The organism is Actinosynnema sp. NPDC059797 (assembly GCF_042732085.1).
Lineage (GTDB): Bacteria > Actinomycetota > Actinomycetes > Mycobacteriales > Pseudonocardiaceae > Actinosynnema.
Genome location: NZ_JBHWIE010000100.1, coordinates 1 through 24,647, shown reverse-complemented (window position 1 = coordinate 24,647; position 24,647 = coordinate 1). Strand labels below are relative to the sequence as shown.

The following is a 24,647-nucleotide window of genomic DNA, read 5'->3' as shown; positions in this document are numbered from 1 at the left end:
AGCACCGCGGTCGCGCCGACGCCCACGTAGTACGTGTGCAGCCCGTCGACCGTGAGGTTGTGGACCAGGCGGTCCGGGGAGAGCGCCCGCGTGCCCGCGACCGTCGCCGGCCGGTGGTCCGCCGTCTCGAAGGTGTAGCCCGGGCGCAGGTCCTCGGCGTGCACCCACTTCCGCAGCGACTCCACCCAGAACGGGTGCTCGTCGGTGGCCACCAGGGTGCCGCCGTCGTCCACCGCGATCTCGTAGAGCAACCGCTCCGCCCGGTGCGAGCGGGTGTCGGTGACGGTCCTGGCGCCGGTTTCGCCGGTGGTCGGGTCGGTCGCGACGACGGTGTCGCCGACGACCACGTCCGCGATCGGCTTGCGCGTGCCGTCGGCCAGGAGGACCGGGGTCTCGCCCGAGAAGCTGTTCGAGTCGAACGACACCCGGCACGCCGCGCCGGCGCCCGCCTCCCGCTTGGCCTGCTTGCCCTTGTTGCCGGAGGTCTTCTTGCCCCTGCCGGCGAGGCTCATCAGGTCCTCGGCGAACGGCAGGCCGGAGGTCGCGATGATCTCCGACACCTGCTCCCTGGCCGCCTCCTTGATCACCTCGGTGCCGGCGCCCAGCATCGCCGTCTTGATCGTCTCGTAGACCTTGTTCAGGTCCTGGACGTTCGACACGCTCGCCTGCACCACGCGCGCCGGCGCGTTGGGCACCGCCGACACGATGTGGTTGGCGTTGGCGATGCGCGGCTTCAGCGCCGCCTGGAGCGTGGGCAGCGGGTTGTTCTTGACCGCCCGCGCCACCGCCGCCTTGGCCGCCGCCGTGCGGGCCACGGCCGCCTGGTAGGCCGCGCGGGCCGCCGCCGCGCGCCTGGCCGCCGCTTCGGCCGCCAGCTTGCGCGGGTCCGGCACGGCCTTGCTCGACGACGGGACGCCGCTGCCCTTCTTGATCGGCACGCCGTCCGGGCCGCGGACGTTCTTGGGCGTCGAGTAGTCGGGCGCGCGGCCGTTCGGCGCGTCCGGGCTGCGCACGGTCGGCACGTTGTCCGCGCCGCGCGCCGCGTCGTAGCCGCGGTTGCCCCACTTGGCCGCCGTGGCGCCCCAGCCGCCGAACGGGATCATGCCCGCGAACGACAGGCCCGCGTCGACGTAGTTGCCCTCCGCCAGGTACCAGACGCCGTTGATGCCGTCGGCGATCTCGCCGACGCCCGGGATCAGGCCGGCGACGTCGAGGGCGGTGTGGCCCACCGTGCTGAGGTTGTCGCCCACCCAGCTGACCGCGTCGGAGAACCAGCCGTGGCCGTCGGGGTCGAAGCCGTTCAGCGGGGAGCCGACGCCGTAGACGTAGCGGTTGAACCCGGCCGAGCCCGGACCGCCCCGGGTGACCGAGTCGCGGCTGCTGAACGTGCCGGTGGTCGGGTCGTACCAGCGCGCGCCCATGTTGACGCGGCCGGTGCCCGGGTCGGTCCAGTCGCCCTGGAACCCGACGTTGCGCTGCACCCCGGTGGAGGCCGTCCTGTTGCCCCACGGGTCGTAGGCGGTCGAGTCGGACAGGGACGTCAGGTCCGTCGCCGGGTCGAAGCCGCCGACCACGTCGCCGTGCTTGTCCGACAGCAGCACCCGCTTGTCCGCGCCCTGCGCCAGCGACAGCAGCTCGCCCGCGGGGCCCCGGCCGTAGGTGGCGGTGCCGTCGGCGACGGCGTCCATCTCGGCGCCCGCGTACTCGAACCGCTGCGCGCCGCGCGACACCGGTCGGTCGAGGCCGTCGTAGGCGTAGGACGTCGCGCCGACCTGGATGAGGCGGTCGAAGGCGTCGAAGGAGAAGTTCTCCTGGTAGCCGGAGCTGGTGCGCGACGCCAGGGTGCCGCGCGCCGTGTACGAGTAGGTGTAGTCGCCGTCGGACAGCACCCGGTTGCGCTCGTCGTAGGTCGCGGTCTTGGCGCCGTTGCGCACCCGGTTGCCCGAGGCGTCCCACGCGTACCCGGTGGTGATCCCGTTGGAGGTCCACGAGGTCGTGCGGCCGAGGTGGTCGTAAGCGTAGGTCTGCTCGCCCGCGCCCGCAGTGCCGGTGGTGACCTTCTTGGTCAGCCGGTCGTTCGCGTCGTAGGTGTAGGCGGTCGAGGCGACGGTCGCGCCGGCCGCGTTCCTCGTGACGTCGGAGACCTCGCGGCCCAGGTCGTCGTAGCCGAGCTCGCGGACCCGGCCCGCGCCGTGGTCCATGGTCTTCAGCTGCCCCGTGGGCGTGTAGCCGAAGCCGATCGAGCCGCCGGTGACGCCGTCCCGGATGGACGCGAGCCTGCCCGCCGCGTAGGCGAACGACGTGGTGCCCGCCGCGTCGGTGCGCGTCGACAGCCTGCCCTGCTCGTCGTACTCGAACGTCGCGTCACCGGACGGGCCGGTGGCCGAGAGCAGGAGGCCGCGGGCGTTGTAGGCGTAGGTGTTGGTGCCGCCGGGCGCGCTGACGCCGGTGGTGCGGCCGACCGAGTCGTACTGCACCACGCGTTCGGCGGTGGGCGCGCCGGAACCGGTCTCCTTCACCAGCCGGCCCAGCGCGTCGTAGGTCCGGTTCCTGGTCACGCCGCCGGGCGCGGTCAGGACCGTCGGGCGGCCCGCGCCGTCGTAGGCCGCGGTCCAGGTGCGGTCGGCGGGCGCCGGGTGGGCGGCGGTGGCGGGCTCGATCACCGATTCGGGTCGGCCCAGCGCGTTGTGGGTGTAGAACGTGCTGTTGCCGCGGCCGTCGGTGAACCGGGTCCGCCGGCCCGAGCTGTCGTAGCCGTAGGACGTGGTGATCGACTCGGTGTCGGACACCGGCTCGACCAGCTGCGTCAGCCGGCCGTGGGAGTCGTAGGTGGACCGCGTGGTGCGGTTCATCGCGTCCGCCGAGGTGAGCCGGTTGCCCACCAGGTCGTAGGTGTGCTTGGCGGTGCGCAGGGTCTGCCCGGCCGCGTCGAGGTCGATCTCGGTCAGCGGGTTGCCCGCGCGGTCGAGCTTCAGGTACCGCGCCCGGCCCTGCGCGTCCTGCGAGTAGACCTGGTTGCCGAAGCCGTCGTACCCGAACCGGCTGACGACGCCCGCCGGGTCGGTCGCGCTGGTGCGCTGGCCCAGCTCGTCGTAGCCGTACCGGGTGACCTCGTTCTTGGGCGAGGTCACGGTCTCCAGGTTGCCCGCGGCGTCGTAGCCGAACTTCGTCTCGAACGCCGCCGGGGCGGGCCGCAGCTCCAGCCGGGTCTCGGTGAGCGGCCGGCCGAACTGGTCGTAGGTGCGCCGCACCTCGCCCAGCTCGGGGTCGGTCGTCGACAGCAGCTCGTTGGCGTGGGTGTAGGCGTACTTCCAGGCGCCGCCGGCCTCACCGGGGTCGTCCGGCTTCGGGTCCCGCTTCTCCACCACGCGGCCGCGCTGGTCGTAGAACATGCGGATGACCGCGCCGTTGGGGTCCGTGGTCTTGACGACCCGGCCCATCGGGTCGTACTCGGCGGACACCGCGGCCACGATCGGCGACGACGCGCCGGGCGCCTGGTAGGCGGGCGACTCGGTGCGGGTGGTGCGGCCGGCCCGGTCGTAGGCGAGCTTCATCACGCCGCCCGCCGGGTTGCGGACCTCGGTGACCTCGCCGAACGCGTTGTAGCCGGTGGTCGTGGTCGGCCGCGCCACGGTCGCGGGCTGCCCGTTCTCCTCCACCTTCACCGGCGGCGAGATCACGGCGGTGGTGCGGCCGCGCTCGTCGTGGCGGTACTCCGTGGTGTGGTCGGCGGCGACGCCGCCGGTGGCGTTGCCCAGCGGCGCGACCACCCTGGTGACCAGGTCGCGCTGGTCGTAGCTGGTGCGGGTGACCACCGGGCCCGTGCTGCCCTGGAGCGTCTCCCTGGTCTGGCGGCCGGCGAGGTCGTACTCGAAGTCGACGACCTCGGCGAACGACGCGCCGAACGGACCGGTGTTGGAGTGCGCCCCGGTGCGGGCGACCCGGGTGATGTTGCCGCTGAGGTCGTAGCGGTACTCGGTGCGCCGGCGCAGGGTGTCCGGTTCCTGCGTGGTGGCGACCAGCCGGCCGGTGGCGTCCAGCTCGTGCGTGACGACCTTGCCGCCGAGGCCGACCTGGCGGACCAGGTTGCCCGCGTCGTCGTAGGTGTTCTGCTGGATGACCACGCTCGGGGTGGTCGCGCGGTTGTCGGCCTTCGCCCGGATCTCGCGGACCAGGCCGTCGCCGTAGTAGGAGAACGTGGTGCGGCGGCCCATCGCGTCGACCTGCGTCAGCAGCCGGCCCGCGTGGTCGTACTGGTTGGACTCCAGCACCAGGTCGGGCAGCGGGGTCTCCGGGTCGGCCGGCGGCGCGTCGGCCGCGCCGGGCGTGATCGCCTTGCCGTGCCAGCCGACGAGCCGCACCTGGGCGACCTTGTTGCGCGCGGTGTAGCTCCACGTGGTCTTCACGCCGTTGGCGTCGACGGCCCACGTGCGGTTGCCGAAGCCGTCGTAGCCGAACGACGCCTCGTTGCCCTCCGGCCCGACGGCCCGGTTCATCCGGCCGCGGTCGTCGAACTCGAACGTCGAGGTGCGCGGGTCGTCCGGGTCGGCCAGGTCGACCACGGTGGCCTTGGTGGTGTTGCCGTCCGCGTCGTACTCGGTGCTCTCGCGCTCGGTGCGGACCACGCCGGTGACCGCGTTGGCGGCGGCCGGGTAGGTCACCTCGACGACGCGACCGAGCTTGTCGTACCGGTAGGTGGTGCGCACGCCGCCCGGGTGGGCGTCCGAGTGCTCGGTCGCGGTCAGCTTGCGGCCCAGCGCGTCGTAGGTGAACGCGGTGCGCAGGCCGGACGGCGACACCGTCTCGGCGAGGTCGCCGTTGCTGTAGTAGCGGTTCACCGTGACCGCGCCGCGCGGGTCGGTGGTCGACTTCAGCAGCCGCGCCGGCTCCTTGCCGCCGCCGATCGCGTCGGACGTGCCGTCGGTGTAGCCGTGGAACGTCGAGCCGCCGTCCGGGTTGGTCTGCTTCGCCAGGTCGCCGAAGTCGGTGTACTCGGAGGTCGTCAGGTAGGTGTTGTCCGACGGCCCGGACGAGCGCGGGTCGCGGACGGCGACCAGCTTGTCGGTGCGCGGGTCGGTCGGGTCGGCCGACGCCGGGTGGTACTCGTAGTAGGTGGTCTGGCAGTCGTCCTCGTCACCGTTCGGACCGCCGTCCACGCTGCGGCAGGTGGTCTTGCGGGTGAGGTTGCCGCGCTGGTCGTGCACGAGGGTGGCGCGGCTGCCGACCTCGTCGACCACCGTGGTCTGGAAACCGGACTCGTCGTAGTCGTACAGCCGCACGCCGAGGCTCACCACGAGCCCGTTGCAGGTGACGACGCCGTCGGGGTTGGTGGTGCAGTCGCGCCCGACCACGTCCTCGGGGCGCGGGCCGACGCCGAGCGGCGTGACCTGGCGCAGGATGCGGCCCTTGAGGCCGTCGAAGTCGTAGTACTGCGGCCGGCCGCCCGGGTCCACGACGCGGACCGAGCGGATGACGTTGGTCTCCGAGCCGCCGACCGTGGGCACGCCGAGCTGCCAGCGACCGCCGTCGCCGTCGACGTACTCGCTCATCCGGTCGTGGACGTTGTCGTAGGTCACCTCGGCGGCGACCCTCATGCTGGGCATGGTCACCCGGGTGACCTGGTCGCCCGCCAGGCGGGCGCGGTGGTGCGCGGCGACCTGGTTCGGGCCCAGCGGGCGGGCGTACACGGCGACCTCGTCGACGAAGCCGGCCAGGTGGGTGCGGCCGCCGGCGATCGCCGGGAACTCGCCGACCGCGTGGGCGGCGCCGACCTGCGCGTGCTCCAGGCGCGGGTGCTCGATCACGCCCTCGCGGGTGCCGATCGGGTTGCCGTCGAGGTACAGCGTCTGGGTGGCCAGCGAGCCGGACAGCACCACGTGGTGCCACCGGTCGTCGTTGACGACGCCGGCGCTGGTGATCGGGTCGACCGCGCCGGTGGTGCGGAACTGGCCGCGCAGCCTGCCGTCCGAGCCGACGTAGAGCAGCGGCACGCCGGTGCCCGGGGCCTCGCCCAGCGCCTTGTCCTGGTAGCCGACCAGCGGGCCGGCGGACGTGGTGCGGAACCACAGCTCCACCGCGAGGTCGCGGTGCTTGTTCAGGGCCTGCGCGGGCAGTTCGAGGTGGGCGGAGCCGTTCAGCTCGACCGCGCGGTCGTCGCTGCCGGTGAGCGCGCCCGTCTTGCCGTGGTGGCTCGGGGAGAGGCCGACGAAGCGGGCCTTGTCCTTGCCGAGCTTGACGCTGATCTGGCTGCCCGCGTCCGGGCCCTCGGCCTCGCCGAGCCGCCAGTAGGAGTCCGGGCGGGCGTCGAGCACGACGCTGCGGTAGTGCGAGCCGTTGCCGTACTGGTAGCGGGTGCAGTGGCCGTCGGGGTTGCACGCCTCCAGCAGGCGGTCGCCGTCGTAGCGGTAGGCCCAGACCAGCGCCGTGCCGTCCACGAGGTCGGTCTTGACCTCGACGACGTGGCCGTTCTGCCAGCGGAAGGTCAGGGAGCGGTTGCTGGTGGTGCTGATCGCCCGGGAGAGCCTGCCCTCGATGTTGTAGCGCAGCTCGACCTGCCGGCCCGCGCTGTCGCGGATGACCCGCAGCACGCCGTCGAAGCGGAACGTGTAGACCGTGCGGTCCTTGTCGACGAGCTGCCAGCCGTTGCCCTGGCTGTCCGGGAGCGCGGTGAGGGTCGCGGACCGGCCGGGCGGCGGGGTGTAGCTCCCGTCGGGGTTGCGGCCGAACCGCACCTGCTGGCCGTCGGGGTAGGTGACCACGACGTTGCCCGAGCCGTCGCCGTCCGCGACGACCCTCATGTCGTAGCGCGACGACCAGCCGACGCCGAACGCCAGGTCGCGGCGCGGGTCGAGGCTGTTGTAGGTGCGCGCGACGTTCAGCTCGGGGCCGGCGGTCGCGGCCGTGGCGTCCACCGCGGCCGTGGTGAAGTTGCCCGCGATCGGGTCGAAGCCCAGGCCGTTGCCGGTGTACGGGGCGTTGCCGAAGCGCGAGGTGATCTCCGGCTGCGGCACCGAGGTGAGCAGCGCCGAGAACGGCAGGCCCTCGCTCTCGGACTGGCCGTCCCACAGCCAGGTGCGCCACAGGTAGACCTTGTCCCAGCGCAGCCTGCCCGCGGGCAGGGTCCAGTAGACGTCGGGCCGCCGGCCCGAGTCGAAGCAGGACACCGGGTTGCCCAGGGAGTCCTTCTCGCAGACCTCGAAGCGGTACTGGAGCGGGTCGTTCTCGTGGTCCTGCCCCTTGGCCCACAGCTGCGGGGTCAGGGTCTCGACGCTGTGCCCCGCGGGCGGGTACTGGTCGCCGACCACGGGCGGGATGTTGAAGATCCGGAGCTGGATGCGCGCGGGGGCGACCTGCTCGTCGGTGAACACCAGGCCGTTGTGGCGCATGGAGAAGTCGAGGGTGTAGCTGCCCTGCTCGCGCCGCTGGACCACCGCGTCGAGCGTCACCTCCTGGCCGGGCGCCACGTCGCCGGGCAGGCCGGCCGCCCGGATCGTGGCCAGGTGGGCCTGGGTGTCGCTGTCGAACAGCTTGTAGGCCAGGTCGTAGGACGCCGGGGTCCAGGTGGTCGCGCCGGTGTTCCTGACCTTGATCTTGACCACGCCGTCCTGCACCCGCGTGACCGGCGGGTCGGGGATCGGCTGGTCGATGGCGTACCGGGCGTCGTACGGGCTGTGGGTGACGAACAGCTTCGGCGGGTTGGCCGAGTTGCCGCCGGTGAACCGCTTGAAGCCGCCGGTGGTCGTGGTGTCCGACGCGCGCAGCGACAGGCCGTGGTTCGGCGCGCCGTTCACCCAGTCCTGCACCACCCGCTGGCCGCCGACGCCGAGGTCGATGAACTCCTGCGCGGCGGGACAGGCCGAGCGGGTCTGGCCGACGGCCATGAAGCCGTGCGAGAACGAGGCGCCCGCGATGGCCCCGCCCACGGCGGGCACGCCGCCGACCGACCAGGGCTGGGCCACTGGGTGCACGGTCAGCGGCCGGGGCGCGCAGGTGGTCGAGTCGAAGTTGACCACGTTCAGGCCCGCGCCGAAGATCCGGTGGTTGCGCAGCCTGGTCACCACGTCCGGGAACGCGACGTAGGCGTGGTGGACGGCGCCGTTGCGGCCGATGAGCAGCTCGCTCGGGTTGTGCACCTGCCGGGTGCCCTCGGTGTACATGCTCTGCGTGCCGCGGCCCTCGAACACGCTCGGGTCGACCAGCACCGGGTAGACGCGCGCCGGGTCGTCCAGCCACGCGCCGTCGAGGACGACCCGCAGCGTCGTGCCGCCGTCGACCAGCTCGTAGCGCACGCCGTGCGAGGTGGCCGGCGCCGAGGGCGCGGAGTCGAGCATGTAGCCGGCGGGGATGCGCATCCGCTCGGCGCCGGAGCCGTCGACCAGGGACACCGCGCCGTCGACCAGCTGCGCGGTCAGGCCCTTGAGCCGCAGCGGGAAGTCCCACGTGCGGGGCGCCGTGCGGTCGTGCAGGACCACGGTCTCCTTGGCGCCGCCCGGCACGGACTCCACGCGCAGGTCGGTCCGGTCGGCCACGCCCTCGTAGGTGGCGACCGCGCCGTCCACCCGGCCGGCGACGTCGCGCGCGCCGCGCAGGCCGTAGGCGAGTTCGTGCCCGCCGTCGAGCACGACCCGCACCAGGTCGCCCGCCGCGGCCGAGCCGGCGAGGCGCACGTCCACCTGGTCGGCGCGGTTGTGCCAGCCGCCGCCCTCGGCGACCAGGGCCGGGTCGATCGGCTCCCAGCCGCCGTCGGGGCGCCGGTGGTTGATCGGGGTGCTGCTGAACTCGGTGGTGCTGGTGCCGTCGGTGTTGCGGTAGGTGCGCTCGTTGCGGCCGCGCTCGGCGGGCACCTCGACGCTGGTGGCCGGGTCGAACCCGGTGGGGTTCACCGGCGCGTCGACGACCTCCGCCTCGTTGCGCGCGCCCTCCGAGGCCCGCGCGTACCCGGGTCTCGCGTACTTGGACTGCTCGGAGACCGGCATCCCCCGGTTGCCGTCGCGGCTCTCGTCGGAGTCCGGCAGGCCCTCGGCGCTGCCCTGCTCCTGGTCGGCGGCGAGTTCGCGGGCGCGGTCGAGCCGCTCGGCGAGCGCGGAGCCGGCCGCGTCGTGGTCCCACGACCACGGCGACCAGTCGATGTGGGGACCGACGACCCCGACGACCAACGTCGTCGTCAGGAACAACCCCGACAAAGGCAGCAGGAATTTGGGCGCGCGAAAACGCGCGGCACGACGGCCGACCAACGCGGATCTCCCCCCGGAACACCAGCACTCAACAGCGCGACGGGAGCATAAGCGGCATTCCGGTGCACAACAAGAGGAGTGTTCATCATCACTTTTGGTAACAATGTACCTGCCTGGCCTGCACCTTCCTGCCCTCTCCCCAACCGGAAAGACTTCTGGTAGAAAGCCGGGCTGTCGACATCCCGCGGGGGGATGGCACCTAACCAACGGACGCGTGGAGCACCCACGTGCGTTTTCGCGCGCCCGTTATCAAGGGGTTCCAAAAATGACAAGACCGTGGCGCCGGTCGTTCGGACGCCTGACGCGGCTCTCGCTCGCCGCCGTCGTGGGGGTGGTCGGCCTGCCGGTGCTGGCCTCCGCCGGCAACGTGGCGGGCGCCGTCGAGACCGCGCGGTGCGCCCCGACCGCCAACGTGTTCGTGGCGATGACCAACAGCCCGGCGTTGCGCATCCGCCCGCTCGTCGACCCGGCCTCGGGTCGCGCGGCGTGGACCGAGGACGCCCACATCGGCAACGGCTGGGAGACCCGCTTCTTCGCGGGCGCCAACGGCTACGTGTTCTACGTCGGCGCCGACGGCACCCTCCAGCGGCACCGCTGGATCAACGGCGGCTGGGAGAACGGTGGCGTCTCCAAGCAGCTCGCCACCGGCTGGCACGGCTGGGAAGACCCCCGGGTGCGCTACCGGATCACCGCGGACGCCAACAACCACATCTACACCGTGGGCTACGACGGCCGCCTGTACGTGAACGCGTACGACGAGGCGTCGGGCACCATGTCGAACCGGCTGCTCGCCACCGACTGGGGCAAGTACGACCAGATCTTCGCCGCGGGCGACGGCGTGCTCTACGCCCGCGACCCCAACGTGCAACTGGGCACGCTCTACCGGTTCGAGTACGACTTCGACACCGACACGTGGCGCCAGCGGGAGAAGGACGTCGGCTGGGGCTGGAACGGCTACAAGCAGCTCGCCTCGCCCGGCGCCGACGTCATCTACGGCATGGAGCCCGGCGGGAACCTGTGGTGGTACCGCTACCTGCCGGCGCAGGACGCCTGGACCAACGGCGCCACCTCGGGCTGGAAGGAGAACGTCGGCCCCTGGTCCGGCATCGACGAGTTCACCGTGCCGGTCGACACCTGCCGGCTCGGCCAGGTCGCGGCCGACGTCGAGTGCGAGCCCTCGGCGAACCTCTTCGCGTCGCTGACCAACGGCCAGTTCCACCTCCGGCCGCACGCCGAGCCGGAGACCGGCCTGTCCAACTGGGACGCCGCCCGGCACATCGGCAACGGCTGGCCCATGCGGTTCATCTCCGGCGCCGGCGGCTACGTGTACCAGGTCCGCGACGACGGGACGGTGCACCGGCACCACTGGGACGGTCAGCGGTGGGCCCGCGACGGGGTCAGCGAGCAGATCGCGACCGGCTGGGGCGGCTGGAACGACCCCCGGTACCGCTACCGGATCACCGTGGACGCCAACAACCACTTCTACGCGGCGCTCGCGGTCGGCGACCTCCAGCGCAGCGTCTACGACGAGGTCTCCAAGACCTGGACCCAGGAGGTCATCGACACCGGGTGGGGCAAGTACGACCAGGTGTTCGCGGCCGGTGACGGCGTGCTCTACGCCCGCGACCCGGCGATCGAGCACGGTGCGCTCTACCGGTTCCACTACGACTGGAAGAGCCGCCGCTGGCTCGACTACGCCACCAAGGTCAGCAGCGGCTGGAACGGCTACAAGCAGCTGGTCTCACCCGGCGCCGACGTCATCTACGGCCTGACCGAGGGCGGCGACGTCTACTGGTACCGCTACGACCCGGTGACCGGGCAGCACGTCCACGGCGCCGAGGACACCTGGAAGGAGAACCTCCTCTCCTGGCCCGGTGTCTCCGAGATCGCCGTCGACGTGGACGCGTGCAAGCCGGTGACGCCGGCCACCGTGGTCCCGCCGAGCGTGCCCGCGCCGAACGACGAGCGCGCCCAGGTGCTCCTCAACCCGAGCACCCAGCGGCTGGAGATCGCCTTCGTCTCCAACGAAGGCGTGCTCCACCGCGGCTACCAGACCGCCGCCGGCACGGAGTACCTGGAGTGGCAGGCCCTGTCCGGCGACGGCAACACCGGCCGCGCCGCGGTGGCCCTGCGGCAGGACGGCAGGCTGGTCGCCATGGCCCGCGACACCGGCGCCCGGGTCAGGGCCTACACGCAGGACGCGGCGGGCAGCAGCCACTGGACCGGCCCGGCCATGGTGAACGGCTCGCTGAACAGCAGCCCCGTGTTGGTGCGCGGCACGGGCGGCCTGCTCATCGCGTTCGCCACGGACACCACCAACAAGCTCTGGTACTCCGAGCAGTTCAGCGCGACCGGCGGCTTCAAGCCCTGGCGGCAGGCCACCAGCGCCACCCCGTACGCCATGACCGGCGACTTCACCGTCGTCCCCAGCGGCGACGGCTTCGAGATCGCCTACCGGGCCGCGAACAACGCCTACGCGGTGAAGAAGTTCACCAACGGCTCGCTCGGCCCGGCCCGGGTCGCCGGCGGCGGGATCGTCGCCACCGGGACGCCGGCCGCCGCGGTGTTCGCCGACGGCAAGGTCCAGCTCGTGGTCCGCTCCACCGACGACAGGCTCTACACGCAGAAGGAAGGCGCGGCGGGCTTCGGCGCGTGGACCGGCATCAGCGGTGGCGTGACGTTCAGCGGCACGCCCAGCGCGCTGCTCAACGTGCACGGCATCGTCGAGGTCGCCGTCCGCGACGGCGCCGGCCACGTGCGCCGCAGCGCCCAGACCGCGCCCGGCGCCACCACCTGGCACCCGTGGCACGACTACCAGCAGGTGTCGGTCGTCGACCCGGTGCTCGCCCCCGCGGGCGGCTCCGAACAGCGGATCTTCGCGCTGGACGAGTACGGCGAGTACTACCTCTGGCAGACCACCGCGCGCACCTCCGGTTCGGCCGCGGCCCGCGCCGCCGCGCCCGCCGACGTCCTGATCACGGGCGAGGCGCCCACCGACCGGTGACCGACGGCCGGCGCTCCCCCGGGGCGCCGGCCGCTCCCGGAAGACCACCCGGCGACGAGCCGGGCCCTCGACATCCCGCCGCGGGATGAACACCGACGGGCGCGCGGAGCACCCGCCCGCCCACACCAAGGGGATCATCGATGACAAGACCACGGCTCCGGCCGTTCAGACGCCTGGCGAGGATCTCGCTGGTCGCCGCGCTGGGGGTGGTGGGCCTGCCGCTCCTGACCTCCACCGCCCACGTCGCCCAGGCCGTCGAGACGGCCCGGTGCGCGCCGTCCGCCAACGTGTTCACGGCGATCGCGAGCAACCCCGACCTCCGGCTGCGCAAGCACAACGACCCCGCCTCCGGCAAGAACTCGTGGACCGGCGACCAGGGCATCGGCTGGGGCTGGGACACGCGGTTCTTCGCGGGCGCCAACGGCTACGTGTTCTCGATCTCCGGTGACGGCGGCCTCTGGCGCTACCGCTGGGACAACGCCTCGGGCTGGGAGAACGGCGGCACGGCCAAGCTGCTCCAGAGCGGCTGGGTCGGCTGGGAGGACCCCCGTTACCGCAACCGGGTCACCGCGGACACCAACAACCACATCTACGCCGTGGGCGCCGACGGCAACCTGGCGCTGCACTCGTACGACGAGGCCGCCGGCACCATCACGCGCCAGGTGATCGCCACCGGCTGGGGCAGGTACGACCAGGTCTTCGCGGCGGGCGACGGCGTGCTCTACGCCCGCGACCCCTCGCTCCAGAACGGGATCCTGTACCGGTTCCACTACGACCACGACACCGGGACGTGGCTCCAGCAGGGCAAGGACGTCGGCTGGGGCTGGAACGGCTACAAGCAGCTCGCCTCCGCGGGCGCCGACACCGTCTACGGCCTCACCGCGGGCGGCGAGCTGTGGTGGTACCGCTACCTCCCGGCGGAGGAGATCTGGCTGAACCACTCGCACGCCGTGTGGCGCCAGCACCTCGCTACCTGGAGCGACATCGACCAGATCGCGATCCCCGTCGACAGCTGCCGGCTCGGCCAGGTCGCGACCGACGTGCAGTGCAAGCCCTCCGCGGACTTCTTCGCGTCGCTGACCAACAACGACTTCCGCATCCGGCCGTACGCCGAGCCGGAGACCGGCCTGTCCAGCTGGGACGTGGACCGGGGCATCGGCCAGGGCTGGAACGACCGCTTCGTGGCCGGCGCGAACGGGTGGAAGTTCAGCTTCCGCTCCGACGGGACGGTGCACCGCCTCCGCTGGAACGGCACGGCCTGGGACAACAACGGGGTCAGCGAGCAGATCGCGACCGGCTGGGGCGGCTGGAACGACCCGCGGTACCGCTACCGGATCACCGTGGACACCAACAACCACGTCTACGGCGCGCTGGCCGTCGGCGACCTCCAGCGCAGCGTCTACGACGAGGTCTCCAAGACCTGGACCCAGGAGGTCATCGACACCGGGTGGGGCAAGTACGACCAGGTGTTCGCCGCGGGCGACGGCGTGCTCTACGCCCGCGACCCGGCGATCGAGCACGGTGCGCTCTACCGCTTCCACTACGACTGGAAGAGCCGCCGCTGGCTCGACTACGCCACCAAGGTCAGCAGCGGCTGGAACGGCTACAAGCAGATCATCTCGCCCGGGGCCGACGTCATCTACGGCCTGAGCAGCGCCGGCGAGGTCTACTGGTACCGCTACGACCCGGTGACCAGGCAGCACGTCCACGGTGCCGAGGACACCTGGAAGGAGCACATCCTCACCTGGCCGGGCGCCTCCGAGATCGCCGCCGACGTGGACGCGTGCAAGCCGGTGACCCCCGTCACGGTGACCCCGCCGAGCGTGCCCGCGCCGAACGACGAGCGCGCCCAGGTGCTCCTCAACCCGAGCACCCAGCGGCTGGAGATCGCCTTCGTCTCCAACAGCGGCGTCCTGCACCGGGGCTACCAGACCGCGGCCGGCACGGAGTACCTGGAGTGGCAGGCCCTGTCCGGCTTCGAGGGCCACTCCGGTCGCGCGGCCCTGGCCCTGCGGCAGGACGGCAGGCTCGTGGCCATGGCCCGCGACACGGGGGCCCAGGCCAGGGCCTACACGCAGGACGCGGCGGGCAGCAGCCACTGGACCGGCCCGGCCATGGTGAACGGCTCGTTCAACAGCAGCCCGGTGCTCGTGCGCGGCACGGGCGGCCTGCTCATCGCCTTCGCCACGGACACGGCGAACAAGCTCTGGTACTCGGAGCAGTTCAGCGCGACCGGCGGCTTCAAGCCGTGGCGGCAGGCCACCAACAACGGCACCTACAACATGACCGGTGACTTCACCGTCGTGCCCAGCGGCGACGGCTTCGAGATCGCCTACCGCTCCGCGAGCAACGCCTACGCGGTGAAGAAGTTCACCAACGGCTCGCTCGGCCCGGCCCGGGTCGCCAGTGGCATCACCGGTCCGAACGCGCCCGGCGCGGTCGTGTTCGCCGACGGCAAGGTCCAGCTCGTGGCCCGCGCCTTCGACAACAAGCTCTACACGCAGAAGGAAGGCGCGGCGGGCTTCCCGAGCACCAACGGGTGGACCGACATCAGCGCCGGTGTGACGTTCGGCGGCACGCCCAGCGCGCTGCTCAACGCGCACGGCATCGTCGAGGTCGCCGTCCGCGACAGCGCCGGCAGCGTGCGGCGGAGCGGTCAGACCGCGCCCGGCGCCACGACGTGGCGGGCGTGGCACGACTACCACCAGGTGTCGGTCGTCGACCCGACGTTCGCCTCCGCCGGTGGCGCCGAGCAGCGCATCTTCGCGCTGGACGAGTACGGCGAGTACTACCTCTGGCAGACCACCGCCTACACCTCCGACTCGGCCACTGCGCGGCGTGCCGCGCCGCCCGCCGACGTCCTGATCACGGGCGAGGCGCCCGTCGAGGGGTGAGACCCGGGTGACACCCCGGTGACCGGCGGCCGGCGTTCCCACGGGGGCGCCGGCCGCTTCCCGTCCCGGCCCCGCCGGCGGGCATAGGATGGGAAGCCCAGGAAGCCGCTCACCAGGGGGTCGACGTTGTCCGTCCGCGCCACGTGGTCCGGCCTGCGGGCGCTGCACCACCGGATCAACGCGCACCTGGAACGCGCCCTCCAGCGGCGGTTCCACTTCGGCATGTCGGAGTTCACCGCGCTGTCCGCGCTGGCCGAGGCGCCCGACGGCGAGCTGCGGATGCAGGAGCTGACCGAGGTGGTCGGGCTGAACCAGAGCTCGGTGAGCAGGCTGGTGGCCCGGTTGGAGCAGTCCGGGCTGACCGGGCGGGAGCTGTGCGAGACCGACCGGCGCGGGGTCTACAGCTGCATCACGCCGCGGGGGCGCGAGGTGCACGCCACCGCGGCGGCGTTCTTCGACGAGACCCTGGAGGCGATCTTCGCCGAGGTCTCCCAGGACCCAGAACTGGGCCCGATGCTCGCCAAAGTGCGTGCTTGAGGGCCCTTTTCTGTCGGTGCCCCGAGGTAGAATCGAACACGAGTTCGATGCGAGGGGAGCATGCCGTGGCACCGATCAGCGTCACCGCCCTGTCGTTCACCGAGTACGTCATGAGCGGTCAGCGCGGCCGGATCAACATCGTGAACGACCAGCGGCGGATCTACCTGTCGTCGGAGCACTGGGTCGCGGGCTTCTACAACCCGATGCGCGACGCGATGCGGCGGGCCGCGAACTCGCCCGACCCGGAGGCCGAGCTGGAGAAGGCGATCGGCGCGGCGCTGGACCACCCCCGGGCCGGGCAGCTGCGCGCGTTCGAGGAGCTGAAGGCGGGGTTCCTGCCCTGGCTGCTGGAGACCCGCGCGACCGGGGTGCCGACCGGGGCGGCGCGCTGGCACGCGGGCGACCTGGAGCTGCGGGTGCGACCCCACCTGGGGCTGATCGCGCCGGACGGGTCGCGGGCCGCGGTGCTGGTGTACGTGAAGGAGCCGCCGCTGACCCAGGAGTCGGCCAACGTGGCGTTGCGCATCCTCCAGCAGACGATGGACGACGTGCTGCCGGGCGCCACGCCGCTGGTGCTGGACGCGCGGCGGGGCCAGGCGTACCGGATGTCGCGGCGGACGAACCTGGCCAAGCTCGACGCCCTGATCGCGGCCGAGGCGGCGGGGTACGTCGTGCACTGGCGGATGAGCGCGTGACCCCGGGCGCCGGCCCTCGCGGGGAACGGGGGCCGGCGTTCGGGGTCGGGTGAGGGGTGACACGGGGGGTTGCGGGGGCCGAGGGGGCGGCGGGGTGGTCGCTGGGGGCGGCTTGGGCCAGGCGGTGCGGGCCGGGTGCTGGGGGCGGCTTGGGCCAGGCGGTGCGGGCCGGGTGCTGGGGCCGGGGGTGCGGAGGCGAGTCGCCCGGGGTCCGTTGGCCGGGATCAGCCGGCCGGGGTGGTCGGGGTCAGTCGGTCGCGAAGCCCGCCTCGTCGTGTGCGAACTCGCCGCCCACCACGGTGGCCAGCACCCCGATGTCCCCGATCCGCGACACCTCGCAGGTCAGCGGGTCGGTGTCCAGGACGGCGAAGTCGGCGAACCGCCCCGGCGCGACGCCGCCCAGCACCCCCTCCAACCGGCAGGCGTACGCGCCGCCGGCGGTGTAGGCCCTCAGCGCCTCCTCGACCGTCACGGCCTCGTCCGGGCCGATCGCGTTGCCTTCCTTCGACCGCCGCTCGACCATGAACTGGACCGCCCGCAGCGGCGCGCCGTCGGCCACCGGCCGGTCGGAGCTGCCCGCGACCACGATCCCCCGGTCGAGGAACGCCCGCCCCCGGTACATCCACGGCGCCCGCTCCGGCCCCATGACGCGGGAGTAGTCGTCCCCGTAGGCCCACAGGAACGTGGGCTGGACGACCGGGACCACCCCCAGCTCGGCGATCCGGTCGAGCTGGTCGGGCCGCACCAGCCCGCAGTGCTCGATGCGGTGCCGGGCGTCGGGCCTGGGCGCGGCCCCCTGCGCGTCCGCCAGCGCGTCCAGCGCGAAGTCGACCGCCCGGTCCCCGATCGCGTGCACGGCCAACTGCCACCCGGCCGCGTGGCCGTCCACGATCGCGGCGCGCATCAGGGACGGGTCGTCGTGGAGTTGGCCGGCCGTGTCCATGCCGACGTAGGGCTCGGTCAGGGCCGCGGTCCTGGCCATCATGCCGCCGTCGGTCCACAGCTTCAGCGCGCCGATGGACAGCCGGTCGCCGCCCAGGCCGGTGCGCAGGCCCAGCGGCACGGCGCGCCGGATGCCGTCGGCGGCGTGGGCGACCACGGGTTCCAAGCGGTCGGCCGACACCATCAGCTGCACGCGGATGGGCAGGTCGGCCCGCTGGTAGGCCGCCACCTCCAGCGGGCTGCTGCCGATCAGGCCGCCGCCGACACCGGCCTCCGCGGCCAGCACGACGCCCTCCCGGGCGCACCGCGCCGCGCCCAGCGCGACGTCCGCGGCGATGTCGTCCAGCGAGTAGGGCAGGCGCAGCGCCCGCACGGCGGTCTGGGCGCCCTCGGCCAGGAACCCGGTCGGCACGCCGTCCGCGTCGCGCTGCGCCTGCCGCAGCACGGGCGCCGGCAGCAGATCCAGCACGTCGCCGCTCACCACGCACGCGTGCCCGGACAGGTCCTGCACGTACACCCGCGGCCCGACCACGTCCAGGTCGCGCGAGGTCAGCGGCCGGTCCAGGGCCCGGTGGTCGTAGCCGGCCACCTCCAGCCAGTCGGTCGACCTCGGCAGGGCCCGCAGCACGTCCAGCACCTGCGCCACCGTCGCGCACGAGGAGATGTCCGCGGTCCTCGACGCCCGGCCGGCCCACGCCAGGTGGGTGTGCGCGTCGACGAACCCCGGCAGCAGCACCGCGCCGCCCAGGTCCACCACCCGCCGGGCGGGCAGGTCGGCCACGTCGGCGTCCAGGCCGACCACCCGTCCCGCCCACACGCCGACCGCGGACGCCGCCGGCCGCGTCGGGTCCATGGTCACGACCCGGCCGTTCACGAACTTCTGGTCGAGGATCACCCGCGCAGGCTAGCGAACCCCTACTTAGGTTAGGGTCACATAACTTAGGTGAGGCTAAGGAGAGCAGCCATGCGCGTCGTCATGTTCGGCTACCAGACCTGGGGTCACCGCACCCTCCGAGCGCTGTTGGACTCCGAGCACGAGGTGGTGCTCGTGGTCACCCACCCCAAGAGCGACCACGCCTACGAGCGCATCTGGAGCGACTCGGTGGCCGACCTCGCCGCGGAGCACGGCGTCGAGACCCTGATCCGCAACCGGCCGGACGACGACGAGCTGTTCCAGCGGCTCAAGGAGGTCGACCCGGACGTCATCGTCGCCACCAACTGGCGCACGTGGATCCCGCCGCACGTCTTCACCCTGCCCAGGCACGGCACGCTGAACGTGCACGACTCGCTGCTGCCCGCCTACGCGGGCTTCTCGCCGCTGATCTGGGCGCTGATCAACGACGAGAAGGAGGTCGGCGTCACCGCGCACCTGATGGACGAGACGCTGGACGCGGGCGACATCGTGCTCCAGCGGTCGGTCCCGGTCGGCCCCCGCGACACCACCGCCGACCTGTTCCACAAGACGCTGGAGCTGTTCGGCCCGATCACCGTCGACGGGCTCGCCGAGATCGCCTCGGGGCGCACGGACTTCGTCAAGCAGGACCGGTCCAAGGCCAGCTTCTTCCACAAGCGCGCCGAGGAGGACCTGCGCATCGACTGGACGTGGGAGGCCGACGAGCTGGACCGGCTGGTCCGCGCCCAGTGCGCGCCGTACCCGAGCGCGTTCTGCTTCCACAGGGGCAAGCGGCTGGAGATCATCGAGGCCGAGGTGTCCGCGCAGCGCTACGGCGGCACGCCCGGCCGCATCTTCTACCGCGAGGGCGACGGCGTGGCCGTCGTGGCGGGCGCGCTGGCACGGCGGGGCCGCAACCACGCGCTGCTGGTGAAGAAGGTCCGCACCGAGGACGGCCGGGAGCTGGCCGCGACCGAGTACTTCACGCACATGGGCGGGTACCTGACGAGCCGGCCGTGACCGGACCGCCGGGTCCCCGGACCGACGCCTGTCGCGCGACGAACAGGAACGCCCAGGTCAGCACGACCATGACGGCGTGGGTGACCAGCGGTCCGGTGGCCTTCTCCACCAGGATCCAGCTGATCCACGTGTAGGTGACGAGGGCGCCGGCCGCCGCGCCGTAGCGGTGGGCGGCGCCCCAGCGGTCGCTGCGCCCCCACCACAGGCCCGCCGCCGAGGCGGCGACGAGCCAGCCGACCTTCCACCAGAACCCGGTCCAGTCCTCCGGCATCGACACGTACAGCGAGGAGACGAGGAACGCGCCGACGCCCACCGCCCACGGCGGCGGCACGGGCCGGTCCACGCGCGGCCGGGGTCGGAGCGCGAAGGCCACCGCGACCAGGGCGATCACGACGAGTGCCGCGCCGACGCGCTGGGCGGGCGCGGCGAGGAAGCCCTCCTCGCGCAGCAGGAACCGGAAGACGAGGAACGACCCGGCCGCGAAGACGAGGGAGCAGGCGACCAGGCCGGCGGGCCCCAGCCACGGCGTGGTGCGCCGCCGCCACGCCAGCGACTCGACCAGCGCGATCGGCACCCCGATGCTCCACACCGCGTGCCCGACCACGAACACCAGGGTGTTGAGCGCGCTGATGCCCAGGGCGGGCAGCGGCGTCACGGCCTGGAAGGCGTGCCCCTCGAAGTCCGGGTTGAACATCGACTGGTCCAGCAGGCCCGCCTCCAGCACGCCGTAGGCGGAGCCCAGCACCAGGATCGTCGGCCAGCCGCGGCCGGTGCGGCGGGCCGCCTCGCGGATGAGCAGCGCTCCCCCGCCGTACATGGGGGCGAGCACGAGCAGGGCGCCGATCCCGGACCACGGGACGTTGCCGAGCACGTACTCCCCGACGAGGGGGGCCAGCAGGAACAGCACCAGGGCGGCGCGGAGGTTTCGGGGCACGTGCCGGAACGCTAGGAGCGGGCGGGGGGCGGGACATCGGGCGTGAGAACGGTCTTCGGGCTCGTCCTCGAGGCTGAGGCGGCCGGTGGGGTGGGCGGTGGGGTGTGAGACCGGGGTCGGGGTCAGGCCGAGCGCGGGCGGACCAAGCCGACCTCGTAGGCGAACACCACGGCCTGCACCCGGTCCCGCAGGCCGAGTTTGCGCAGCACCGCGGACACGTGCGTCTTCACCGTCGCCTCGGTCAGCACCAGGTGGGCGGCGATCTCGGCGTTCGACATGGCCAGCGCCACCAGGCGCAGCACCTCGCGCTCCCGCTCGGTCAGCACGTCCAGCACGCGGGGCGACGGCGCGGGCAGCGCCTGGACGAACCGGTCCAGCAGCCGCCTGGTCACCGACGGCGCGAGCAGCGCGTCACCGCGCGCCACCACCCGCACCGCCTCCACCAGCTCCACCGGCCGCACGTCCTTGAGCAGGAACCCGCTCGCGCCCGCGCGCAGCGCCGCGTACACCGAGTCGTCCACGTCGTAGGTGGTGAGCACCAGCACGCGCGCCCCGGCGTCGGAGGCGACGATCCGGCGGGTGGCGGTCAGGCCGTCCACGCCCGGCATCCGCACGTCCATCAGGACCACGTCCGGGTCCAGTTCGGCGGTCAGCGCCACCGCCTCCGCGCCGTCCGCCGCCTCGCCGACCACCTCGACGTCGTCGCGCGACTCCAGGATCATCCGGAACCCGCCGCGCACCAGCGCCTGGTCGTCGGCGATCAGCACGCGGATCACGCGGGCACCCCCAGCGGCAGGCGGGCGCGGACCCGGAAGCCACCGCCGGGCAGCGGGCCGGCGTCGACCGTGCCGCCGAGCAGGGCGGCCCGCTCCCGCATCCCGGTGAGGCCGCGCCCCTGGCCGCCCCACCGGCCGTTCGCCGGGTCGGGCGCCGGGTCGGGCGCCGGGTCGGGCGCCGGGTCGAGCGCCGGGTCGGGGGCGAGGTTGGACGCAGGGTCATTGGCCGGGTCGGGCGCAGGGTCGGGTGCAGAGTTGGGCGGTTGGCCGTGGGCCGGGTCGGGCGCCTGGATGGCGCGGCCGTTGTCGCGGACCTCCAGCTCCAGCACGCCGCCGCGGTCGCGCACCAGCACCTCGGCCCGGCTCGCGCGGGCGTGCCGGAGGGTGTTGGTCAGCGCCTCCTGCACGATCCGGTACGCCGACTGGTCCACCCCGGCGGGCAGCGGTGGGCCGGCGGGCAGGTCGCACCGCACGTCCACGCGCAGGCCAGCCGCCCGCAGCGGCTCGACCAGGTCGGCGAGCCGGTCCAGGCCGGGGCGGCCGTCCGGGCCCGCGAGGAGCTTGCGCAGCTCGTCGAGCGTGGCGCGGCCGGTCGCCTCGATCGAGCGCAGCGACTCGCGCGCCCGGTCCGGGCGGTGGTCGAACACGTCGTCCGCGGCGGCGGCCTGCACGACGATCACCGAGACGCCGTGCGCGATCACGTCGTGCAGCTCGCGGGCGATCCGGGCCTGCTCCTCGGTGACCGCGCGCTCGGCGGCCTGCGCCACGGCGACCCGGCGGTTGCGCACCGACTCCCCCAGCGCCCACGCCACCACGGCGACGGCCAGCACGAACTGGGTGTCCTCGGCGGTCGTGGTGCGGAAGTTCAGCGAGATCAGGCCGAGCAGCAGGGCCAGGGCGGGCAGCGACAGCCGGGGCGGCCGGGCCGCGGCGAGCGAGCCGACGGCGAAGAGCGCCGGGAACGGGAACACGGTCATCGGCGCGACCACCTGGACGGCGAGGCCGGCGGCGAGCGCGACGGCCGTGACGAGGACCGGCCGGCGCCGGCGCCACCACAGCGCGGCGCCCGACACCAGGGCGGCCAGGGCCGTGGGGACCGCAATGACCGGTGCGTGGTGAGACGTGCCCAGGACCAGGAACGCGCCGAAAAGAGCGACCACGACCGGCACGACCACGTCGAACGCCATTCGAACCACGCGCACGGGCGGTGATTATCCCGGAGCGTTCGGGTCAGGTGTGCCGATCAGGTGTTTGCACGGCGGCCGATATCGCTGATCATTGGTGCATGAGTGGCAAACGGTCGTCCACGTTGGCCGGCGTCGTCCTGTTGGCCCTGGTGATCATCATCGGCTACTACGTGGTCCAGGACCGGGACGGAGCCGAATCTCCGGGTGACAACCCGGGCGCGACGTCCGGGCCCCCCGCGCCCGGCGACGACCCGGCCGCGCAGCTCGCGGCGCTGACCGTCGCGCCCGAGGGGAAGATGACCGGCTACAGCCGCGACCGGTTCCCGCACTGGAGCAGCCAGGGCGACTCGTGCGACACCCGGGAGATCGTGCTCCAGCGGCAGGGCGCCGACGTGCAGGTCGACGGCGAGTGCCGGCCGACGTCGGGCACGTGGACCAGCCCGTACGACGGGGTGGTCGTCACGAAGGCCGGCGACCTGGACATCGACCACACCGTGGCGCTGGCCGAGGCGTGGCGGTCCGGTGCGGACAAGTGGACCGACGAGCAGCGGCAGAAGTTCGCCAACGACATGGGCGGGTTGCAGCTGTTCGCCGTGACGGCGAGCAGCAACCGGTCCAAGGGCGACCAGGACGCGGCCAAGTGGAAGCCCCCGCTGGAGACCTACTGGTGCACCTACGCGCGGTCCGTGGTGTCGGTGAAGACGTTCTACTCGCTGACCGTGGACGAGGCCGAGCGCGACGCGTTGAGCGCGATGCTCAAGACCTGCTGAACCCCGGGTTGACCCACCCCGGTCCCGCCGAACCCCGAGTCGAACGACCCCGGTCCCGCCGAACCCCGAGTCGAACGAAGTTGAACGACCCCCGGTCCCGCCGAACCCCGTCCCGGGTGCGGCGGGACCTCGGTCTTCCAGGCCCTGGAGCCGGGCGGCCGGGCGTCCCGGGTCAGGGGTGCAGGGACTCCAGCTGGTCCACCAGGTCGGCGTGCACCTCGGCCCGGCGGACCCACGCGGCCATGCCCGAACCGGCCGAGGGGACCTCGCCCAGGGGTGAGACGGGGTCCGTGATCCCGTACTCCAGGCGGTAGGCGATCAGGGTCACCGCGGCCTCCACCCAGGGGGCCGGGTCCGGGTTGGTGATCTCCCCCAGGCCGATGCGGAACCACAGCGGCAGGCGGGTGTCGGCGGCCAGGGCGCGTTCGAGGCGCTTGCGGGCGATGTCCAGGACCTCCTGGCGGGCCTTGTCACCGGCCATGACGGCCTCGGCGCGCCACGGCTCCTCCGCGGCGGCCTGGTCGGCGGCCAGGCGCTCCGCCGCGTCCGCCGCCTCGGCCTCCCGCACGCTCAGCTGCCAGTCCAGGTTGTCCACCCGGTGCTGGAGCTGGTCGCGCTCGATGCGCGGGACCCGGCCGGAGGTCAGCTTGGTGGCGACCGCGTCCCGCTCCTGGCGCAGCGAGTCGTACTCGGCCACCTCGGAGCGCAGCTCGGCCCGCACGGAGTCGGCCAGCAGCTCCTGCTCGGCGTCCCACGCGGCGCGCAGCGCGGCCACGGTGTCGGCGATGCCGTCCACCGCGTCCAGGTCCTCGTCCGGGCCCGAGCCGGCCCCGGAGAGCCTGCTCTCCAGCACGCGCAGGCGCGTGCTCACCCGGTTGAGCTCGGCCTTCAACGACTCCGTGGTGGCGACGAGGTCCGCGACCGTGGGCTCGACCTCGTCGAGCCTCTCCTTCTCCGTGGGCACGTGTTCAGGGAACCCGACGATGGGGCCTTGTCCAGGGACGTATCGGAAAAACCACGCCAACGGGCCGACACGAACCTCCGGAATGGTTAACGGCTGATCACTGACGGTGAGGATGTCTGAAAAGCGGCTTTGCGGTGTATGCCTGGTGCATGGCAACGTCGGTGCACGAGACGGAACGCAAGTACGAGGCGCCCGACGGGGTGGCGCTGCCGGACCTGACCGGGCTGCCCGGCGTCGCCGCGGCGGCGGGTCCGGAGGAGCAGAGGCTGGAGGCCGTGTACTACGACACGGCGGACCTCCGGCTGGCCCGCGCCGGGTTGACGCTGCGCCGCCGCACCGGCGGCGACGACGCGGGCTGGCACCTCAAGCTGCCGGTCGGCGGCGACACCCGCGAGGAGGTGCGGCTGCCACCGGGCCGCGCGGCCAAGCACCCGCCCAAGGAGCTGGGCTCGCTGGTCCAGGTGCACGCCAGGGGCAACGCCCTGGAGCCGGTGGCGCGCATCCGGACCACGCGGCACCGGTGGCAGCTGGTGGACGACAAAGGTCGGTTGCTCGCCGAGGTGGTCGAGGACCTGGTCTCGGCGCAGGACGCGGTCGACGACTCGAACGTCGAGTCGTGGCGCGAGGTCGAGGTGGAGCTGGGCGAGCGCGGTGACGTCGGGTTGCTGGAGCGGGTCGAGGCGCGGTTGTCGGACGCCGGGATCGTGCGGTCGCGGTCGTCGGCCAAGTTGACCCGGTTGCTGGCCGGGCGGCTCTCGGTCGGGGCCGGCGGGTCTGGGGGCTCGGGTGGGTCTGAGGG

The 24,647-nt window shown here is 73.0% G+C and carries 13 protein-coding genes; 7 read left to right on the top strand and 6 right to left on the bottom strand.

All coding sequences use genetic code 11. The annotated features are described in order from the left end of the window. Positions 1–9,173: LamG-like jellyroll fold domain-containing protein (locus tag ACFV4N_RS22285; protein ID WP_499674493.1), on the bottom strand; the 9,173-nt coding region annotated here is incomplete at its 3' end. Positions 9,174–9,498: 325 nt separating this feature from the next. On the opposite strand from ACFV4N_RS22285, the gene ACFV4N_RS22280 reads away from it, so the two are divergent. The 4 genes from ACFV4N_RS22280 to ACFV4N_RS22265 all read left to right on the top strand — a co-directional run bounded on the left by ACFV4N_RS22280 (position 9,499) and on the right by ACFV4N_RS22265 (position 16,363). Further along, positions 9,499–12,237 (top strand): tachylectin-related carbohydrate-binding protein, encoded by a 2,739-nt coding sequence (locus ACFV4N_RS22280; protein WP_499674492.1) that lies wholly within the window; start codon positions 9,499–9,501, stop codon positions 12,235–12,237. A gap of 140 nt (positions 12,238–12,377) precedes the next feature. After that, positions 12,378–15,131 carry a tachylectin-related carbohydrate-binding protein gene (locus ACFV4N_RS22275; RefSeq protein WP_499674491.1) on the top strand — a complete coding sequence of 918 codons (2,754 nt, stop codon included), beginning with the start codon at positions 12,378–12,380 and terminating at the stop codon, positions 15,129–15,131. Positions 15,132–15,257: 126 nt separating this feature from the next. After that, positions 15,258–15,668, top strand: a complete 411-nt coding sequence (locus tag ACFV4N_RS22270) for a MarR family winged helix-turn-helix transcriptional regulator (protein WP_499674490.1) — start codon at positions 15,258–15,260, stop codon at positions 15,666–15,668. 65 nt (positions 15,669–15,733) lie between these two features. Then, entirely contained in the window at positions 15,734–16,363 is a 630-nt protein-coding gene (locus ACFV4N_RS22265) for a hypothetical protein (RefSeq protein ID WP_499674489.1), read from the top strand. A 247-nt stretch (positions 16,364–16,610) separates the two neighbouring features. On the opposite strand, the gene ACFV4N_RS22260 is transcribed toward ACFV4N_RS22265, so the two are convergent. Continuing rightward, positions 16,611–18,200 carry an amidohydrolase gene (locus ACFV4N_RS22260; RefSeq protein WP_499674488.1) on the bottom strand — a complete coding sequence of 530 codons (1,590 nt, stop codon included), beginning with the start codon at positions 18,198–18,200 and terminating at the stop codon, positions 16,611–16,613. Between the two features lie 69 nt (positions 18,201–18,269). Here ACFV4N_RS22260 and ACFV4N_RS22255 point away from each other — a divergent pair, with 69 nt between their 5' ends. Beyond that, positions 18,270–19,217 carry a methionyl-tRNA formyltransferase gene (locus tag ACFV4N_RS22255; protein ID WP_499674487.1) on the top strand — a complete coding sequence of 316 codons (948 nt, stop codon included), beginning with the start codon at positions 18,270–18,272 and terminating at the stop codon, positions 19,215–19,217. On the opposite strand, the gene ACFV4N_RS22250 is transcribed toward ACFV4N_RS22255, so the two are convergent. From ACFV4N_RS22250 to ACFV4N_RS22240, 3 genes are all read right to left on the bottom strand, one after another. Beyond that, positions 19,180–20,151 (bottom strand): hypothetical protein, encoded by a 972-nt coding sequence (locus tag ACFV4N_RS22250; RefSeq protein ID WP_499674486.1) that lies wholly within the window; start codon positions 20,149–20,151, stop codon positions 19,180–19,182. The two genes, ACFV4N_RS22255 and ACFV4N_RS22250, sit on opposite strands and share 38 nt — an antisense overlap. 122 nt (positions 20,152–20,273) lie before the next feature. Further along, a complete protein-coding gene (locus tag ACFV4N_RS22245; protein WP_499674485.1) occupies positions 20,274–20,927 on the bottom strand; it encodes a response regulator in 654 nt (217 codons plus the stop codon). Next, positions 20,924–22,129: a sensor histidine kinase gene (locus tag ACFV4N_RS22240; RefSeq protein ID WP_499674484.1), complete on the bottom strand. Its 1,206-nt coding sequence runs from the start codon at positions 22,127–22,129 to the stop codon at positions 20,924–20,926. Before ACFV4N_RS22240 ends, ACFV4N_RS22245 begins: the two co-directional genes overlap by 4 nt. A gap of 83 nt (positions 22,130–22,212) precedes the next feature. Here ACFV4N_RS22240 and ACFV4N_RS22235 point away from each other — a divergent pair, with 83 nt between their 5' ends. After that, the gene (locus tag ACFV4N_RS22235) at positions 22,213–22,884 is read left to right on the top strand and encodes an HNH endonuclease family protein (RefSeq protein WP_499674483.1); all 672 of its coding nucleotides are present in this window, start codon (positions 22,213–22,215) and stop codon (positions 22,882–22,884) included. 172 nt (positions 22,885–23,056) lie between these two features. On the opposite strand, the gene ACFV4N_RS22230 is transcribed toward ACFV4N_RS22235, so the two are convergent. Then, on the bottom strand, positions 23,057–23,848 hold the full coding sequence (locus ACFV4N_RS22230) for a hypothetical protein (protein WP_499674482.1): 792 nt from the start codon (positions 23,846–23,848) through the stop codon (positions 23,057–23,059). Between the two features lie 149 nt (positions 23,849–23,997). On the opposite strand from ACFV4N_RS22230, the gene ACFV4N_RS22225 reads away from it, so the two are divergent. Further along, positions 23,998–24,647: CYTH domain-containing protein (locus ACFV4N_RS22225; RefSeq protein WP_499674481.1), on the top strand; the 650-nt coding region annotated here is incomplete at its 3' end.